16 protein-coding genes and 1 tRNA gene are annotated in these 16,964 nt (G+C 67.5%); 10 read left to right on the top strand and 7 right to left on the bottom strand.

Annotation, left to right across the window (positions count from 1 at the left end; all coding sequences use genetic code 11):
• Positions 1-9: 9 nt before the first annotated feature.
• Both H7347_RS10930 and H7347_RS04420 read right to left on the bottom strand, forming a co-directional pair.
• A complete protein-coding gene (locus H7347_RS10930) occupies positions 10-3,195 on the bottom strand; it encodes an alpha-(1->3)-arabinofuranosyltransferase family protein (protein ID WP_152821697.1) in 3,186 nt (1,061 codons plus the stop codon).
• On the bottom strand, positions 3,179-3,376 hold the full coding sequence (locus tag H7347_RS04420) for a DUF2613 domain-containing protein (protein WP_152821695.1): 198 nt from the start codon (positions 3,374-3,376) through the stop codon (positions 3,179-3,181). Before H7347_RS04420 ends, H7347_RS10930 begins: the two co-directional genes overlap by 17 nt.
• A 126-nt stretch (positions 3,377-3,502) precedes the next feature.
• On the opposite strand from H7347_RS04420, the gene H7347_RS04415 reads away from it, so the two are divergent.
• From H7347_RS04415 to H7347_RS04405, 3 genes are all read left to right on the top strand, one after another.
• A complete protein-coding gene (locus H7347_RS04415) occupies positions 3,503-4,633 on the top strand; it encodes a glycoside hydrolase family 3 N-terminal domain-containing protein (protein WP_152821693.1) in 1,131 nt (376 codons plus the stop codon).
• Positions 4,634-4,694: 61 nt separating this feature from the next.
• The gene (locus H7347_RS04410) at positions 4,695-6,386 is read left to right on the top strand and encodes a VanW family protein (protein WP_186337233.1); all 1,692 of its coding nucleotides are present in this window, start codon (positions 4,695-4,697) and stop codon (positions 6,384-6,386) included.
• 36 nt (positions 6,387-6,422) lie between these two features.
• A complete protein-coding gene (locus H7347_RS04405) occupies positions 6,423-7,223 on the top strand; it encodes a hypothetical protein (RefSeq protein WP_152821691.1) in 801 nt (266 codons plus the stop codon).
• A gap of 3 nt (positions 7,224-7,226) precedes the next feature.
• On the opposite strand, the gene H7347_RS04400 is transcribed toward H7347_RS04405, so the two are convergent.
• Positions 7,227-8,234, bottom strand: coding sequence for an NADP-dependent oxidoreductase (locus tag H7347_RS04400; protein WP_152821689.1), 1,008 nt, complete (start codon positions 8,232-8,234; stop codon positions 7,227-7,229).
• Positions 8,235-8,293: 59 nt separating this feature from the next.
• Between H7347_RS04400 and H7347_RS04395 the strand changes: the two genes are divergently transcribed.
• A complete protein-coding gene (locus H7347_RS04395) occupies positions 8,294-8,755 on the top strand; it encodes a helix-turn-helix domain-containing protein (RefSeq protein ID WP_152821687.1) in 462 nt (153 codons plus the stop codon).
• Positions 8,756-8,771: 16 nt separating this feature from the next.
• On the opposite strand, the gene H7347_RS04390 is transcribed toward H7347_RS04395, so the two are convergent.
• Both H7347_RS04390 and H7347_RS04385 read right to left on the bottom strand, forming a co-directional pair.
• On the bottom strand, positions 8,772-10,121 hold the full coding sequence (locus H7347_RS04390; RefSeq protein WP_152821685.1) for an NtaA/DmoA family FMN-dependent monooxygenase: 1,350 nt from the start codon (positions 10,119-10,121) through the stop codon (positions 8,772-8,774).
• Between the two features lie 35 nt (positions 10,122-10,156).
• On the bottom strand, positions 10,157-10,657 hold the full coding sequence (locus tag H7347_RS04385; protein ID WP_152821683.1) for a flavin reductase family protein: 501 nt from the start codon (positions 10,655-10,657) through the stop codon (positions 10,157-10,159).
• A gap of 107 nt (positions 10,658-10,764) precedes the next feature.
• Between H7347_RS04385 and H7347_RS04380 the strand changes: the two genes are divergently transcribed.
• Positions 10,765-11,322, top strand: coding sequence for a TetR/AcrR family transcriptional regulator (locus H7347_RS04380; protein ID WP_152821681.1), 558 nt, complete (start codon positions 10,765-10,767; stop codon positions 11,320-11,322).
• 182 nt (positions 11,323-11,504) lie between these two features.
• Here the strand turns inward: H7347_RS04380 and H7347_RS04375 are convergent, their stop codons facing one another.
• The gene (locus H7347_RS04375) at positions 11,505-12,494 is read right to left on the bottom strand and encodes an Abi family protein (protein ID WP_186337232.1); all 990 of its coding nucleotides are present in this window, start codon (positions 12,492-12,494) and stop codon (positions 11,505-11,507) included.
• A gap of 430 nt (positions 12,495-12,924) precedes the next feature.
• Between H7347_RS04375 and H7347_RS04370 the strand changes: the two genes are divergently transcribed.
• A complete protein-coding gene (locus H7347_RS04370) occupies positions 12,925-13,113 on the top strand; it encodes a hypothetical protein (RefSeq protein ID WP_152821677.1) in 189 nt (62 codons plus the stop codon).
• A gap of 257 nt (positions 13,114-13,370) precedes the next feature.
• Here the strand turns inward: H7347_RS04370 and H7347_RS04365 are convergent.
• A tRNA-Gly gene (locus H7347_RS04365) sits at positions 13,371-13,441 on the bottom strand.
• 130 nt (positions 13,442-13,571) lie between these two features.
• Here H7347_RS04365 and dcd point away from each other — a divergent pair.
• The 4 genes from dcd to H7347_RS04345 all read left to right on the top strand — a co-directional run bounded on the left by dcd (position 13,572) and on the right by H7347_RS04345 (position 16,856).
• Positions 13,572-14,129 (top strand): dCTP deaminase, encoded by a 558-nt coding sequence (dcd, locus tag H7347_RS04360; protein ID WP_186337231.1) that lies wholly within the window; start codon positions 13,572-13,574, stop codon positions 14,127-14,129.
• Positions 14,130-14,177: 48 nt separating this feature from the next.
• Entirely contained in the window at positions 14,178-15,497 is a 1,320-nt protein-coding gene (locus H7347_RS04355) for a UDP-glucose/GDP-mannose dehydrogenase family protein (RefSeq protein WP_152821674.1), read from the top strand.
• A gap of 205 nt (positions 15,498-15,702) precedes the next feature.
• Positions 15,703-16,692: a GDSL-type esterase/lipase family protein gene (locus H7347_RS04350; protein WP_152821672.1), complete on the top strand. Its 990-nt coding sequence runs from the start codon at positions 15,703-15,705 to the stop codon at positions 16,690-16,692.
• Between the two features lie 11 nt (positions 16,693-16,703).
• Entirely contained in the window at positions 16,704-16,856 is a 153-nt protein-coding gene (locus tag H7347_RS04345) for a hypothetical protein (protein ID WP_186337230.1), read from the top strand.
• Positions 16,857-16,964: the final 108 nt, after the last annotated feature.

Genomic DNA, 16,964 nt, shown 5'->3' with positions numbered 1-16,964 from the left:
GTGGTGGCCCTAGCCGCGCTCCCGTTGAGCACCGTGGTGGCGGCGGCGAGCTACGAGTGGGTGGAGGTACCCGCGCGCCGGGCGATCCTGAGCCGGTGGCGCGCACGCCGCCCCCAGGGCCGCGAGCACGCATAACCCTAGGAACGGCGAATCCCCGGCATAGTCGACGCTGGGCCAGGGGGCGCGGGCCAGCCACGCCCCCGCGATGCCCAGGGTGGCGGCGATGAACCAGCCGGGTCGCCAGGTGCTCCACCGCAGCACCAGCCAGGAGGCCACCGCCGTGCCCACCCCCGGTAGCCCGCCGAGCAGGCCGCACACAGCCAGGCAGGGCAGCCACGCCCCTCGCCCCTGGGTCCGGTTTTCCCCGGTAGTGGGAGTGGGGGCGCCGCGGCGGACGGTCACGCCCACCGCCCACAGCGCGGTGAGCGCCGCGAGGATCAGCCCGCCGATCAGGCCCACCCGGTAGGCGCGCTCGCCGGCAAAGCCCATGTCGATCGCGCCGCCCACCCCGGCGGGCAGCACGAACGCCTGTACCCCGGCCTCCACCGTGCGGGGGGTGAGGGACACCCCGCCCACGGTCATGCGCAGCCCGGGGTTGGCCGCCCGGTTGGTCACCACCAGCCGCTCCGCGCCGGTAGGGTCGATGCGGTCGCGGACGTCCCGGCTCAGCGGGGAGGCCGGTTGGTTCTCGCTCAGGCGCACCCACATCGCCGGGCTGCGCACTCGGTGCGTGCCGGCGGCCAGCGCGACCGTCTCGCCGGGGGCGTGCTCGGTGCCGTCGATGCGCACCGGCTGGTCGGTGGGGGACTCGATGCGCACCCGCATGTTCCTGGGCGCGGTGAACTCGCGGAGGAGCACGCCGGTGTCCACCGCGAGCCGCTGGAACACGAACTGCTCCACCTCCGGGGAGGTATCGGGCACGGTGACCACGCGCTCCACCGGGTGTTCGGGCAGTAGCACCTCCGCGATTCCCGTGATCGAGCCCAGCGTGAGGCGCACCGCCGAGGCCGGGGCGTCCCACCGCACCGTGGAGGGTTCGCCGGCGCGGGTGCGCACCTCCTGCGAGTTCACGCGCAGCGTGGCGTCCTCGGTGGTAGTGACGGTGACCTTCGTGACCGGGGAGTCCGGGATCACCTCCAGCCATTGGCCGCGGGCGGGGCCGGGGGCCGGATACCAGGCGGTCCGCTGTTCCCCGTCCACCGCGGCGGTGGGGGAGCGCGCCGGATCCGCGCCGCCGAAGCTGGTGGCGTCGGAGGCGGAGGAGGACGCCTGGACCCGCCCACCGCGCTGCGCCACCGAGGTCAGCGGCCCGGCGCTGGGGTAATCCGGCACCCTGTTGCGCACGTCGGCCCCCTCCCGAGGCTCGGCCAGGGGCGCGGACTGGGCCCCGTGGAGGGCGCCGTAGTTGCGGGCGATCAGCATGGGGGTATCCGTGACCACCTGGGCGTGATCCGCCACCAGCTCGTAGGAGGCTGCCGTGCCCAGGGCATCCAGCAGCGCCAGCGATTCCCCGCCGCCCGCCACGCGCACAGGCGCGCCCTCTATCACGCGCATGTCGGGTTGGGTGGGCAGCAGCACCGCCTCGATCGCGCCGAAGCGGTGCACCTCGCCCAGCTCCTCCGGCACCGCGATGTCCGCGCCGGGGTCGGCGACCTCGTCGAGGTCGTGGCGCACCAGCAGCGCGCCTATCCCCATGCGGTGCAGGGTGGTGCGGGCGGCCAGGGGGTCGTCGTGCAGCACCGCGAGCAGGCCGTCGAGGCCGCGAATGGCCTCGGGATCGACCAGGGGGATCGCGTCGCGCACCACCCACGGCACGGAGAGCAGCGGCTGGGCCGGCTCGTCGCGGGTCCAGCCCCATTCCTGCCGGGCGAAGGCGGCCTCCGGGAGGATCAGCGTGCGGGTATCGGCGGCGTGAGCGTTGATAAACTCCGTAGCCTCGCGCCACTCCTGCGGCACCTGCTCGAAGGTCCCCTGCGGCAGCAGCCGGGCGCTCCACGCCGGGGCCACGCTGATCGACGCCACCGCCGCCACCAGCGCGATCGCGCTCCTGCTTCGGCCGCCGCGCGGCGCACTGCCCAGCGCGGCCAGGCCCACCACCAGCGGCAACCGCACCAGGGGGTCGAACTTGTGCAGATTGCGCAGCGCTGCCCCCGCGCCGTCCAGGAACGCCTGATACTGCGCGGCCCAGGGGGCGCCCGCCGACCAGCCCGCGCCCAGGATCGCCACGCCGCACAGCAGCATGACCAGCCACGGGTCCCGGTGGGGGGCGCGGCGCAGCCCGATCAGCCCCAGCGCCGCCACCGCCAGGGTGCTCAGCACCACGACCGGCTCGGTGACTACGAGGTAGCCCGCGGTGCGCTCCGCGCTGGCAAAGGGGACCCAGCTGGTGGCGCCGCGCAGCACCTCGGCGGGATTGAGCCACCGGGTGGTCACGAAGGCGGATTCGATGAAGTCCATAAATGGCGGCGCGTAGCGCCCCAGCACCGCCAGGGGAACGATCCACCACAGGCTGACCAGGGCGCAGCCCGCCACCCACCAGGCCAGCACCCGTACCGCGCCCGCGTCGCGGCGTCGGCACCGCCACAGCAGTATCACTCCCGCCGGCGTGCAGGCGGCCAGCGTGGCGGTGGCATTGACCGCCCCCAGGGCCGCCACCGGCAGCACCCCTGCCGCCACCGCCCGGCGATCGAGCACCCCCACGAAGGCCGCCGCGATCCACGGGGCCAGCATGACCGGCCAGGTTTCCGAGGAGATGGCCGTTAGCGTGCTCAGCGTTCGGGGGCTGAGCGCAAAAAGCAGCGCGGCGCCCCACCTGCTCGCCGGGGTGCCCACGCCGGCCGAGAGGTGAAGACGGCGCAGCAGCACCAGGGCGCCGGAAAAGCCCACCCCCATCATGATCAGCCACCACAGGCGCTGCGCTACCCAATCCGGCAGCGGCTCGGCCAGCGCAAAGAAAAGACCCTGGGGAAACAGGTAGCCGTAGGCCTGATTCTGCGCTTGCCCCAGGGGAAAGACATCCGAGTAGGAGTGCAGCGCGCCGCGCAGGAAGCCCCACGGGTTAGCCGTGAGGTCGTGCTTGGTGTCGGCCGCCACCCGTCCCCACGGTTGAAGGAGAACCACTAGGGCGAGCACGCCCCACCCCCAGGCGTGACCCCAGCGGGGGGTCGGGGCGCGTCGGCTAAGTGCGGGAACCATATTCCGGGCCGCCGAGCAGGGAATCTTCCGCGTTGGGCGTGCCCCCGGCGGGAACCGCGTTCTGCTGACTCAACGAGGAAATGCCGAGGATGGCGATGACCCCCAGGGCAATGCCCACGACCACGCTGGCCACGGCGGGCCCCAGGGTGCGCCGCGGCAGGGAATCGGATGCTCGTGCCATGAGCACACAGCCTAGCAGGTTGCCGGGAGGATTCCCCGGGGTCGCGCCCCGACGGTGGGGGCACCCCGAGGGCCCCGCGCGGGTATCCGATAACCTGGGTATCCGGGATGTATGTCGAGGAGGAGCATGCGGTTTTTTCACAGTGGCGCGGTGGTCGTGGCCCTCACCGCGGCCCTCGCGGCGGGGTGTGCTGGCCCGGGAGACGCCCCGGCCGATCCCCCCGCCTCCTCGGCGGCCTCCCCGATGACTACCGCGCCGGCCTCCTCCCTCGAGGCGCCGCCGACGAAGACCACCCCGGAGGAGCTGCGCGCGCTGGCTGCCTCCCTCATGGTGGTGGGCGTGACGGATTACGACGACGCCCTGGTCAAGCTGCGCCAGGGCGTGGGCGGCATCTTCATCACCAGCTGGGCCGATCCGGCGATCCTCACGGAGCCCGGGCGGGACATCGCGGCCCTGCGCGAGGCGGTGGGGCGCGATTTCAGCGTCTCCATTGATTTCGAGGGGGGTCGGGTCCAGCGCCATTCCTCGGTGCTGGGCGAGTTTCCCTCCCCGCGGGAGATGGCGGACACGATGAGCCCCCAGGAGACCGAGGACCTGGCGCTCCGCATGGGCCGCAGCCTGCGCGAGCGCGGGATCACCATCGACTTCGCCCCGGTGCTGGACGTGGATAGCGCGGGGCTGGAGGTCGTGGGGGACCGCTCCTTTGGCACCGAGCCGCAGTGTGCCGCGCAGTACGCGGCCGCCTTCGCCCGCGGCCTGCACGCCGCCGGGGTCAAGCCGGTGTTCAAGCATTTCCCCGGTCACGGGGCGGCCAGCGGCGATACGCATAAGGGAGCGGCGGTGACCCCGCCGATCGAGCGGCTGAGCCATCTCGACCTGCGCGGCTACGGCCCGGCTCTGGCGGATTCCCGGGGCGCCGGGGTGATGGTGGGCCACCTGGTGGTGCCGGGGTTGAGCTCGGGGGATGTGCCGTCGAGCATCGATCCCGCCGTGTACGGTCTGCTGCGCAGCGGCGCCTACCCGCAGGGCGTGCCCTTTGGCGGTACCGTCTACACTGACGACCTCTCCGGGATGCGCGCTATCACCGAGCGCCTGTCCACCGCCGAGGCCGTGGCGCAGGCCGTGGTGGCCGGGGCGGATCGCGCCCTGTGGTCCTCGGGCGAGGCGGTGGGAGAGGCCATCGACAAGGTGGTGGCCGCCGTGGCGGACGGACGGTTGACGGAGGAGCGGCTGCGGGCCTCGGCGGGCGTTCTTTAGCCCCGCCGCGCGCCCCGCGATAATGTGATTTTCCGGGGGCGGGTGGTTACGCTTAAGCACCGTGAATAAGTCTACTGACCAGCGTGGTAGCCGCCGTGGCCTCAGGATCACCCTCTGGGCGATCCTGGTACTGGTGGCCCTGGCGATCCTGGCCTACGCGGCGGACGTGCTCACCTCCAAGGGTAGCGTTCCCCGCGGCGCGACCGTGGGGGGAGTACAGATCGGTGGGCTGACGAAGGCGGAGGCCGCCGCGAAGCTCGACGCGCAGCTGGGCGCGGTCTCCTCGCGGCCGGTGGCGGTGCGCGCCGGGGAACTCACCACGCAGTTCATCCCCGCCGATTCCGGCGTGGCTCCGGATTGGGGCGCCACGGTGGCGGCGGCCGGGGCGCAGTCGTTGAACCCGATCACCCGCGTGCGCGGCTTCGTCGATACCTACGAGGTGGATATCGTCAGCCGGGCGGAGGACTCCGCGTTCACCGCCACCCTGGAGCGGGTGCGCGGCGATCTCTCCCGCGCGCCGCGCGACGCTGCGGTGCGCATCGAGGGGGGCAGGGTGGTGACCGAACCGGAGATCAGCGGGCAAAACATCGGCCGCGAGGAGCTGCGCAAGGCCGTGACCTCGGAGTGGCTCAATCCCAAGGGCATCGAGGTGGCCGCCACCACGGTGGACCCGGAGATCAGGGATGCCGCCGCGCGCGCCGCCGCCGAGGGGGACGCCGCCCGCGCCGTCTCCGCCCCGGTGGTGGCCCGGGGCCGCGACGGCGTCAAGGGCGTGCTGCCCGTGGAGCGCATGGGCGAGGTGGTGACCTTCGCCCCGGATCGCGGCGCGCTGCGCACCGACGTGAACCTGGAGGCCGCCCAGGCGATGCTGGCCCAGGGCCTGGCCGGCACCGAGCGGCAGCGCGCCAACGCGCAGATCTCCTTTCGCGGCGACGCCAAGCAGGTTACCCCGCACGTGGACGGCGTGACCATCGACTGGGACAAGAGCACCCAGCAGCTGCGCGAGCGCATCGTGGGCACCCAGCCGCGGCAGTTCGACGTCGCCTACATCGACGAGCCGGCCACCTTCACCACCGAGCAGGCGGAGGCCGCCACCTTCGACGAGGTGGTGGGGGAGTTTAGCACCGGCGGCTATTCCGAGGCCTCCGGCAAGAACATCGCCCTGGTGGCCCAGGCGGTCAACGGCGCGATCGTCCCGCCGGGGGAGACCTTCTCCCTCAACGGCTACACCGGGCCCCGGGGCAAGGCCCAGGGTTACGTGGAAAGCGGCATCATCCTCAACGGCCACGCCGACGAGGCCGTGGGCGGCGGCATCTCCCAATTCGCTACCACCCTCTACAACGCCGCGTACTTCGCCGGGATGACCGACGTCGCCCACACCCCGCACAGCTACTACATCTCCCGCTACCCGGCCGGGCGCGAGGCCACCGTGTACGAGGGGGCCATCGACCTGCAGTTCCGCAACGATTCCGACTATCCCGTGCGCATCGACACCTCCGTGGGCGGCGGCGACGTCACCGTGAAGCTCATGGGTGTGAAGACCGTCAACGTGGAATCGGTCAATGGCGGACGCTGGGCGCAGACCTCCCCGCAGCGGCTCAGCCTCTCGGGCAGTACGTGCTCCCCCTCGGGCGGCGCGCCGGGCTTTACCACCTCGGACACCCGCATCATCAAGGATCTCTCCGGCCGCGAGATCGGCCGGGAGGAGACCACCACGGTCTACGACCCACAGCCCATCGTCACGTGCGGGTAGGAGGAGGCGTGCCGCGGCGCTGTTAGGATTTCCCCCATGAGCGAGCACTACAATCTCTACGATTCGCTGGGGCTGCGCCGGGATGCCAGCAGCGCGGACATCGCCGCCGAGCTCGACGCCAGGCTCGCCGCCCACCTGGAACATGGCGGCGAGCGCAACGACCCCGACTACGACGAGGCTGCCACCGCCCGGATCATCCTCGGAGACGAGGCCACGAGGCGAATCTACGACGCCCGCCTGGGCGACCCGCACGGCGAACCCCTCACCATCACCTCCCTGCGCCAGCTCGCGGGCTCCCCGGCCCCGGCGCGCCGCGTGCACTACCGCTACGAACCGGTGGGCACCCCGCCCGATACCCTCGGGGAGGCCTTCAGGGCCGCGCCGACGGCTGTTGGCGGGGCGACGCTGCTGGCCCTGGGCGGGGCGCTGATCTCCCTGCTGGCGATGGTGTTTCTCTACCTCGCCGCGCGCCGGGAGCTGCGCGGCATGGACGCGCTTAACCAGGTCTACGGCGTGGGGGTGGGCACCCAGGTTCTCACCGCCGGGGTGGTGGCCTCGCTGGCGGTGATGGCCTTCGCCGCCGCCCTGTACTGCCTGCACGGGCTGGCCGTGGCGGCCATCGCCCTGCGCGGATCGAACCCGGTGGCGCACGCGGCGGCGGTGGGCTCCACGGCGGTGCTCCTGGTGCTCTCGGCGTGGGTATGGCTCATGCCCTTGGACTTCTCCTACGCCGGGCTGATCTACGTGCCCTACCTCGTGGGGCTGCTGGTATTCCTGCTGCTGCCCGGAGCCCGGGCGTGGGCGGCGGGGCAGCGGCGCGTGCGCGAGGTGGTGTAGGGCTCAGGCCCCCGGGGCCACCATCTGCGCCACGGTCTTGCCCGGGCCAGCTTTCTTTGTGCCCAGCGGGGAGAGTTCCTCGGCAAGCTCCGCGAAGGGGAAGACGCGGCCGACCAGCGGCGTGAGGGCGCCGCTTTCCACGGCCTGCGTGATGCGGCCGAGCTGCGCGCCGTCGGCGCGCATGAACAGGAACTTATAGCTCACCCCGTGCCGTTTCGCGGCGGCGCGTTCCTTGCGGCTGAGCAGGGCCATGACGGGTTTCATGTATGGCCTGCCGATCTGCGTGGCGAGCTCGGTATCGGGGTTGCCGATGACCGAGACGAGGGTGCCGCCGGGCTTGAGCACCCCCATGGAGCGCTCGATTTCCGTCCCGCCCAGGGTGTCGAGGACGACGTCACAGTCCGCCACGAAGTCCTCGTACCTCTGGGTGCGGTAATCGACGACGATGTCCGCCCCCAGCGTGCGGGCGAGGGCGACGTCCTTGGTGCCCACCGTGGTGGCGACGGTGGCCCCGAGCATGGTGGCCACCTGGATCGCCGCGGAGCCAAGCCCGCCGGCTCCGCCCTGAATAAAGACGGTGGTGCCGGGGCCCACGCGGGTCTTTTCCGTGAAGGCCTGGAGGGCGGTCAGGCTGACCAGTGGCAGGGAGGCGGCCTCCGCCATCGTGAGGTTGCGCGGCTTGGGTGCCACGTCCTCCACGCCGAGCGCGGCGTATTCGGCAAAGGCCCCCAGCCTCTGGATCGCGGGGCGCGCGTAGACCTCGTCCCCGATGGCAAAGGAGGTGACGCCCTCGCCTATTGCGGTGATCACCCCGGCCAGGTCGTTGCCCATGATCTGGTTGGGTTTGTGCCGGTACAGCGCCTTGATCTCGCCGCGCTGGATCATGGCGTCCAGCGGGTTGAGGCTCGCGGCGTGCACCCGCACCACGACCTCCCCGTCGGCGGGGGTGGGCACGGGTGCGTTGATCCATGCGAGGGGCTGGCCGTACTTTTTCAGTGCGAGGGCTTTCATCGGTCTCCCGTCGTGCTATCCTAAGTTTAATAAATGAACTTAGAAGGGAGTGGTACCCGATGTCAATGCCGAGCCCGTCGCTGAGCGCGTGCCCCATCGCCCGCACCCTGGAGATCGTCGGCGAGAAGTGGAGCCTGCTGATCCTGCGCGACATCGCCCGCGGGCTGCACAGGTTCAGCGATATTCACCACAGCCTGAACTGCCCGAAGAACCTCCTCTCCGCCAGGCTCAAGGCCCTGCGCACCGCGGGCCTTGTGCGCACGGAGGAATACCGGGAACCCGGCGCGAGGGCGCGCAACTCGTACCACCTCACCCCGGCCGGGGTCGATCTCCTCCCCACGCTGCTGGCCCTGCAATCCTGGGGGCTGGCGCACCTCGACCGGTGCGAGGAGCCCCTGGGACCCGTGATCCACGACGGGTGCGGGGCGCGGGTGAATACCCGCCTGGCCTGCGAGGAGGGGCACGATGTGCGGCCCAGGGAGCTGCGTATCGCGGAAGTAACCCCGAGGGATCGCGAGTGAAGCTTCCTGCGTCCGCCTACTGGAGGCGGGGATCCGGGCCGTATTGCTCGGCGATGCCGAGATGTCCGCGGAGGGTATCGGCTTCGTAGTCGGCGTGGAAGAGGCCGCGCCGCTGTAGGATCGGCACCACACCGTCGACGAAGGCGTCGATGCCGTCCTCGTAGATGTCGGGGCTGAACCAAAAACCGTCAACCGCGCCGTACTCAAACCACTCCTGCATGTGATCGGCGGTGACCTCGGGCGGCCCGATGGGCGAAGGATGGAAATCGATGATGCCGTGGTAGAGGATGTCGCGCACGGTCCACCCCTCGCGCGCGAGCTCGAGGGCGCGCCCCGAGCGGGGATCGGAGGGGTTGGCGCGCAGCGGTCGATTCGTCAGCGTGGTGTCAAGGTCCTCCGGGGTGAGCGTGGTCGAGAGCATGAGGCCGAGGTAGCTCACGCGCTGTTGGATGGTGGGTTCCACGAGGAAGCCTCGCCGATCCAGGGCCTCGCGCATGGTGGGGGCTATGGTGGGCATGATCCCGGCGACGAACTTCATCTCGTCGGGATCCCGGCCGGCGTCGGCCGCGGCCTGACGCACGCGCATCCGCTGCGCCTTGGCGTCCTCCTTGGTAAAGGCCGCGCCGATGACGACGTTGGCGTAACGGCCGGCCACGGTGAGGCCGTTGGGCGATCCGCCGGCCTGGAAAATAACGGGTTGGCCCTGCTTGGAGGGTGGGATGGGCAGCGGTCCGCGGGAGGCCACGTGCTTGCCTCCTAGGTTGATGGGGCGGATCTTGTCGGGATCGGCAAAGATGCTGGCGTCGCGGTTGGGCGGCCAATTATCTTTTTCCCACGAACCCCAGAGCGCCTGGGTGATCTGGACAAATTCGTGGAGGCGTTCGTAGCGTTCGTGTGAGGGCTTGAGCTCTTGGCCAAAATTGGCGGCTCCCATGGGGTCGGAGCCCGTCACTGCATTCCATCCGATGCGACCCCCGGACATGACGTCGAGGGTTTTGAGTTGGCGCGCCAGGTTATAGGGCTCGTTCCAGGAGGTAGAGGCGGTGGTGACCATGCCGATGTGGGAGGTCTCTCGGGCGATGGCGGCCATGGTGATGAGCGGGTCGAGCGTCATCTGTGGGGCTTCGCCCGGATGCTTTTGGGTTTGATTCGGCGAGTCCGGGAAGAACAGAAAGTGGAACTTTCCGCGCTCGGCCTTGCGGGCATAGCGGACGTGGGAGTCTAGGTTGACGTAGTTGTTGACGTCCACCTGCGGGGCGCGCCACGCGGTCACCTGCGAACCGTATCCGTTGCCCAGCTGCATGCCGATGAGCATGCGGGGCTTGTCGCTGCCCTTGGGGGTGGTCGTGGGGGTTTCGGAAGTCATTGTTTCTCCTTAAGAGGCGTGAGATCTAGTGGGCGTTAGTCCTGCTGGAGGGCGGTGATCGCGCTGTTGTGGAAGACCAGGGGCTCGGCATTCGGGCGGCGGGAGTGCTCAAGGATCCTAAAGAAGCGGGTGATGTGGTCTCCCGTGTCGATGTCCTCATGGGGGCTCACGAGGAAGGTGGCGATTGCGTTCGGAAGCGTGAGCGCATCGCCCGGATGATGGGTCAACGTCATTCCATCGAAGCGATGCTCCGTGGGGCGGCGTAGCAGCTCGATGTCCCTGTGGTTATCGGTGCTGAGTATAGAGATGCCGGCTAGCGGGGCCGTGCGGAGCGAGGGCCACGTGGTCGAGGATTTGTCGAAGCTGATGTGCGCGAGCGGTGGCTGCAATGAGGTGGTGGTGAAGGAGCTTGCCAGCATTCCCGTGGGCTTTCCGTTTAGGTTGGCGGCGATGAGGGCTATGCCGGTGGGGAAAGCGCCGAAAGTGTGGCGCAGCGCGGCGGGGCTGAGGTCCGGTGTCGTGGTGCTAGTTGTCATGATTCCTGCTCTGGCTTACTCTGTCTGCATGTAAACGGGGATGCTCTCCGCTTACATGCAACACTATACGGAGACACTCTCCGTTTTTCAAGCGTGAAGGAAACCCCATGCCTCAACCAGACAAAAAAACGCGCAGGGACGCGCGGGCAAACCGCGATGCGATCCTTGCTGTGGCCCGCGATGAGTTTTCGGCCCACGGCTTCGACGTGTCCATGGACAAGGTGGCCAAGGCCGCCGGCGTGGGATCGGGAACGTTGTACCGGCATTTTCCGAACAGGGAGGCGCTCTTTGGTGCGGTGTTGGAGGGCTGCGCGCCGCAGGTGGAGCAAGAAGGGCGGCGCCTTGCCCGGATCGACGATGCGGCGCAGGCGGTGCGGGAGTGGCTGCGGATTATTGTGCGCTGGTCGCGTTCCTTTGAAGGCGCGAGCGCGCCCATGAACGAGGCGATTGCGACGGGGGAGGGGCCCTTGGCGGCCACGTGTGCGGATCTCTTGGGGACGCTGGAGCGTCTGCTGGGTGCCGCGCAGGCCTCCGGCGTCATCAACGCCGAAATTAGTGCGCGCGATCTCTACTCCGCGGTCTTGGGGATAGCGTGGGCGGGCGAGGACGACGACGCTGTGGAACGACTGTTGCGAATGTTGGAGGTTGGCTGGCGCTGTGCGTGATTCCTCGGGGTGCATACCCGCTACGGTGGCCGAGGCGGAACTTGCGGCGGGGAACTATGGTCCGGGTGATCGTGAGTCGAAACCGCTGAGTCAAACGTGGAGGAGATCTGCGAACTCATGGCCACCGTGCCCGCCTGGGTGGAGGGAGTCCCTCTCGATGCTGACGGCTACGAGTGCGGCTTCTACATGAAGGACTGATCTGTGCCTGGGTTCCAGAGTGATAACTGTTGCCAGTTCTCCGGGAAGCCCATCTCTTCAAGAGAGCGGCCTCTCAAGAGAAGGTACTCCGTTTCGATGAGGCGGCGGAGCTTGTGTGGCCAGGACGTGCCTGGGGAAATGGTGTTGAGCATGAAGGCCATCACGAGTAGTGCCCCGTAGAGTCGATCGCTCTGGCCGCGAGGCAGTGAGGAGAGGTGATCGATGGTGAGGAAGGCGTTGGAGGAGGCCGGTGTCAGGTACCGGTTCCACACGCGTCCATGATGCGCGCAGGTGTTTCGAAGCACGGTGAGTTGCTCCAGCCAGCGTGCCAGTGGGTCTTGATGGTAGTAGCTGCGCTTCTGCTTCGCGTTCAATCGTTCGGGGTCGACGATGAATCCGTAGCTCTCGGAGATGGAGCGCTGGTCACCGAGCCGCAGGCCGTCGTAGAGCTGCGAGATGTCGGAGAAGTCGAGGACATCGGCGAGTACCCAAAATGGGTAGTCGTCGTAGTTGGCTGCGTAGTGTGCGATGGCGTGGTTGCGTTTGCGAGCACGCTCAACGCGGCCCTGGGCGGTGCGGAGCCATGATGCGTGATCGAAGTCTTCGTGGAAAAGTGAGGCGTCCTTGTAGGACAGTGCTCCCTTGGCGGCGAGGAGTTCGCCGATGCGGGTTCGCATGGCTACCTCGATACGTTCCATCCCGTCATGGATGAGGGTTCTTAGCTTGCGGTCAAACTCGTAGAGAGCGGCAACCTGAGCGAAGGTTGTGCCACGAATGAATTGATCGAGTCGTTTCGGTTGCTTCGGATCATCTGGTACAGGGAGGATGCGGTAGGAGTACCAGTAACCGGAGAGCCGGTAATAGGAGACGCTGGAGAGCCACTGCCGAGCCAGGGCCTCGTCCACGAGCATGCCACGGGACTTCAGGATCTCGAGTTGTTGGGTGGGCGACGTTGGCTGCTTGACAGTGCCCACGTGCTCACTTCCTCGGTGTAGATAGAAATCCAGCCCGTCTGCGACTCTGGGGCCGTAGCGGGCTGAACGATTACCTTGAGGCTACCACAGTTGAGAGCCGAGGGTATCACGCGCCTGTGGCCGCATCGGATGCTCCAGCCCTCTGCGCCGACGCTCAGAGGGCTGTTCCTGCGGTGCGGTGTCGGAGTAGCTTAACACTTCACGAGCTGTTGGTAATGGGGTGAGGCCCCTGTGCGCCGTCCGGCGTGAAGAATCGATGTAGGGGTACTCAGGAAGGAGCGCCCCGATGGCACACACAACCGACCCCAGCTGGAGGCGTTCCTCGACGAAGCCCGCCGAGAAATCAACACGCTGGCCGAGATCAACCGTGTGCAGGCTGCGACGATCGTGGCCCTGTGTGATCTCGTCACCCTTCATGAGAGCGGGCGGCATGAGCACCACAACGATCCTGCTCGACATCAATCTCGGTATCCCGCGCGTGAACTCCCACGGCTACCTGGACTCCACAGCGTTGAAAGCGCTCAAGCAGGTTCAGCGTGATGAGTTTGCTTACCGGCCGCCGGTCTACCTCTGCTCCCCGTACTACGGTGACATCGAGGCGAACGTCAGGCTGCCATGAGAGTTCTGCGCTCACGCGGTGCATCGCAGGGTAATCCCATTGGCGCCGCACCTGCATGACCCGCAGTTTATGAACGATGTGGGGTTGCCCGCACACTATGGACACATAGTTAAGTGGCTTGCTGGTTAAGCTGTTGTTTGTAGGTGGTGGTCGGCTATCTTGTTCTTGAAGTCGACGGGACTTTTCATCAAAAACGCCACCCCGCACACCTCCCAGCAGGGCCGGGAATCTTTGTGTCCAGAGTGACGTCCAAGCGGAGCCGATGACGGGAATCGAACCCGCGTATTCAGCTTGGGAAGCTGACATTCTACCATTGAATTACATCGGCGCTGCGCCATCAATCGCGACCCCTCCGAGAGGAGCCGCATAAAAGCGCTGCCGCATACTCTACACCACCGCGGCGGACCAAGCGAAACTCCCTGGTGGCCTCGCGGGCCCGGCGCGGTAGACTCGGTGCCGTGCTTCTTTCCGATCGTGACATCCGCCGTGCCATCGACCAGGGCGATCTGGGCATCGAGCCCTACGATGCGGCCCTGGTGCAACCCTCCAGCGTGGATGTGCGCCTGGATAGGTTCTTCCGCGTGTTCAACAACTCCAAGTACACCCACATCGACCCCAAGCGGGAGATGGAGGATCTGACCAGCTGCGTGGAGGTGGACGAGGGCTTCGTGCTGCACCCCGGCGAGTTCGTGCTGGGGGCCACGCTGGAGAGGTTCACGCTGCCGGCGCACCTGGCGGGCCGCCTGGAGGGCAAGTCCTCCCTGGGGCGGCTTGGTTTGCTCACGCATTCCACGGCCGGTTTTATCGACCCGGGTTTTTCCGGGCACATCACGCTGGAGCTGTCCAACGTGGCTAACCTTCCCATCGTGCTGTATCCGGGGATGAAGGTAGGGCAGCTGGCGCTCTTTGCGATGTCCTCCCCGGCGGAGGCGCCCTATGGTTCCTCCGGCCTGGGCTCGAAGTATCAGGGGCAGCGCGGCCCCACCCCGTCGAAGGCGTACCTGAACTTCCGGTAACCACCCCGGTTTCCTTGTCGTTTACCCCGGGGGAGTAGGGCTGGTGGCATGAGGCTGAGCGTGATAGGAACGGGCTACCTGGGGGCCACGCATGCCGCCTGCATGGCGGAGTTGGGCCACGAGGTGGTGGGGGTGGACGTCGATAGGCGCAAGATTGAGGCCCTCACCGCGGGGCGGGCGCTGCTGTACGAGCCGGGGTTGCGGGAGGTATTGGCGCGCAACCTGAAGGCCGACAGGCTGCGGTTTAGCACGGATTATGCGCGCGCGGCGGAGCACGCCGAGGTGCACTTCGTGGCGGTGGGCACCCCGCAGCGGCGCGACTCGTGCGCGGCGGACGTGAGCCACGTGCGCGCGGTGATCGAGCGGCTGGTTCCGCTGCTGGAGGGCGAGCACCTGATCCTGGGCAAGTCCACGGTGCCGGTGGGCACGGCGGCGCAGTTGCAGGAGCTGGCGGATTCCCTGGCGCGTCCCGGGGCCAGCGTGGAGATCGCATGGAACCCGGAGTTTCTGCGGGAGGGCCACGCGGTGGCGGACACCCTCCGCCCGGATCGCCTGGTGTTGGGCCTGCGCGAGGGCTCGGCGGCGGAATCGCTGGTGCGCGAGGTGTATGCCGAGCCTATTGCGCAGGGGGTGCCGTTTTTGACGATGGGCCTGCCCACGGCGGAGCTGGTGAAGGTATCCGCCAACGCCTTTTTGGCTACCAAGATTTCCTTTATCAATGCGGTATCCGAGGTCTGCGAGGCGGCGGGGGCAGACGTGACGGCCCTGGCGCGCGCCCTGGGCTATGACGAGCGCATCGGCGGGCACTACCTCGGTGCCGGACTGGGCTTTGGCGGCGGGTGCCTGCCCAAGGATATTCGGGCCTTCGTGGCGCGCGCCGAGGAACTGGGGGTGGGGCAGGCGGCGACCTTCCTGCGCGAGGTGGACGCGATTAACCACCGACGCCGCGAGCGCACGGTGGAGTTGGTCCGACGCTTCTGCGGGCCCTCGTTATCGGGGGTGCGGGTGTGCGTGCTGGGCGCGGCGTTTAAGCCCCATTCCGACGACGTGCGCGATTCCCCGGCGCTGCACGTGGCGGGGGAACTACACGCGGCGGGGGCGCGTGTAACGGTGTACGACCCGCGGGCGATGGATAAGGCACGAGCGGTTTTTCCCATGCTGGCCTACGCGCCCACGGCGGAAGGAGCGTTACAGGAAGCGCAGGTGGTGATTCTTGCCACGGAGTGGCCGGAGTTGTGCGACCTCGATCCGGCAGCTGTGGCCCGGCTGGTGGCGCGCCGTAACCTCATCGATGCGCGCAATGTATTGGACCTTTCGCGGTGGCGGGAGGCCGGGTGGGATGTCTATGCTCTAGGGAGAGCCGTGTGACAGCTGTGACCTAAGTGGCTTATGTTACTGAAGGTGTCCTCGATTTCCGCTCCCTCTTGCGGTGAGTGGGGGTATCATTGGTTCCGGTTTTGGTAGGTATTTCCTGCCGTTCCGCCTGTGATGGTGGGCAGTTGTCGGTTAAGTTCACAGTAGGCTACTTTTGTACCTTGAGTGATAAGTATGAAGTAATGAGGAAGGTAGTTCGATGAAACGACGGGTCTCGCTTGCCCTGGCCACGGTATGCGCGGCGGGTATGAGCCTAGCGGGGGGGGGGATCGCCCTAGCTCAGGATAATCAGCAGCCCGCCGGTGGGGCGCAGTTCCTGGGGGACGTGGTCAAGGCGCAGTCGCCGATTCCACAGCCGAGGGTGGCGGCACCGGCCCCCATTAATCCCAACGCTCAGGAAAGCTACGTCAGCTTTGGTGACTCCGTGGCCGCCAACCCGACCGTGCTGGACATTATGATCACCCGCGCTCAGCGCCAGGGCCTTGATATTCAGTGGCCCACCATCCGGGAGGGCTTCTGCGCTCAGGGCGTCAATAACTTCCCTTCGCAGGTGGCGCAGAAGACCGGTTTGCGGTTGGAGGATTACTCCTGCGGTGGTGCCACCGCCTACATGGAGGACAATCCTAAGAGCGCCATTCCGCACGACACGATCAACGATCAGGTATCCAAGGCTATCGCCGCCGGAGCGCTTGATGGCCGTACCCGGTTGGTGAGCGTGTCCATCGGCGTGAACGATCTGTGGCAGCCCGGGAACTATGAAAACGTGGGGCAGGAGCGCCGCAATGCTCTGTATCACGAGAACGTGACCCGCGCCCTCAACAGGATCAAGGAAGCTGCGCCGCAGGCCAAGGTGGTCATGCTGGGCCTGCCGGATCAGACTGACGGTGCCAACCACACGTGTGGCACGAACCTGCTCGGCATGGTGTCCCACTGGTACTTCCCGGTGGTGTCCTACTATCAGGATGAGTTGCGCAACGCGCAGCGTGCCGCAGCCCAGGCCACCGGTGCGCGATACCTGGATATGGTCAGTGAGATTAACCTCGCTAACGACAATAACGGCTGCTCGCCGAACCCGAATCGGTTGAGCGCCGCTATCTTCGATGACGCCCCGCACAACTTCACTTTCCATCTCACCGATGCCGGTCATACGTACTACGCCAACCGGCTCGTGCAAGAGTTCAACGCATAAGGAGAAAACTGATGAGTCCCGAGTTGCTGACCCAGATCATCAACGATTATCCCCTGACCACCCCGTTGGTTCACCTCACGGGTTCCCTGGAACTGGATGACTTCGTGGAGCGCACCCTCAATGCCTGGCCGGACACCCGCCAGGTGATCGAATACTACGGCTAAGCCCGTTTCGGGCGCCTCGGTCGCTCCGGGGCGAGGCGCCTCGTGCTTCCCGTGGGGCTATAAGCGACGTTTATTCCGTCGCGGCCCCACCGCACATTGTTAGTCTCA

Source organism: Corynebacterium sp. zg-331, assembly GCF_014267345.1.
GTDB lineage: Bacteria > Actinomycetota > Actinomycetes > Mycobacteriales > Mycobacteriaceae > Corynebacterium.
Note: the sequence above shows the minus strand (reverse complement) of the source record. Positions and strands in the feature narration are given on the sequence as shown.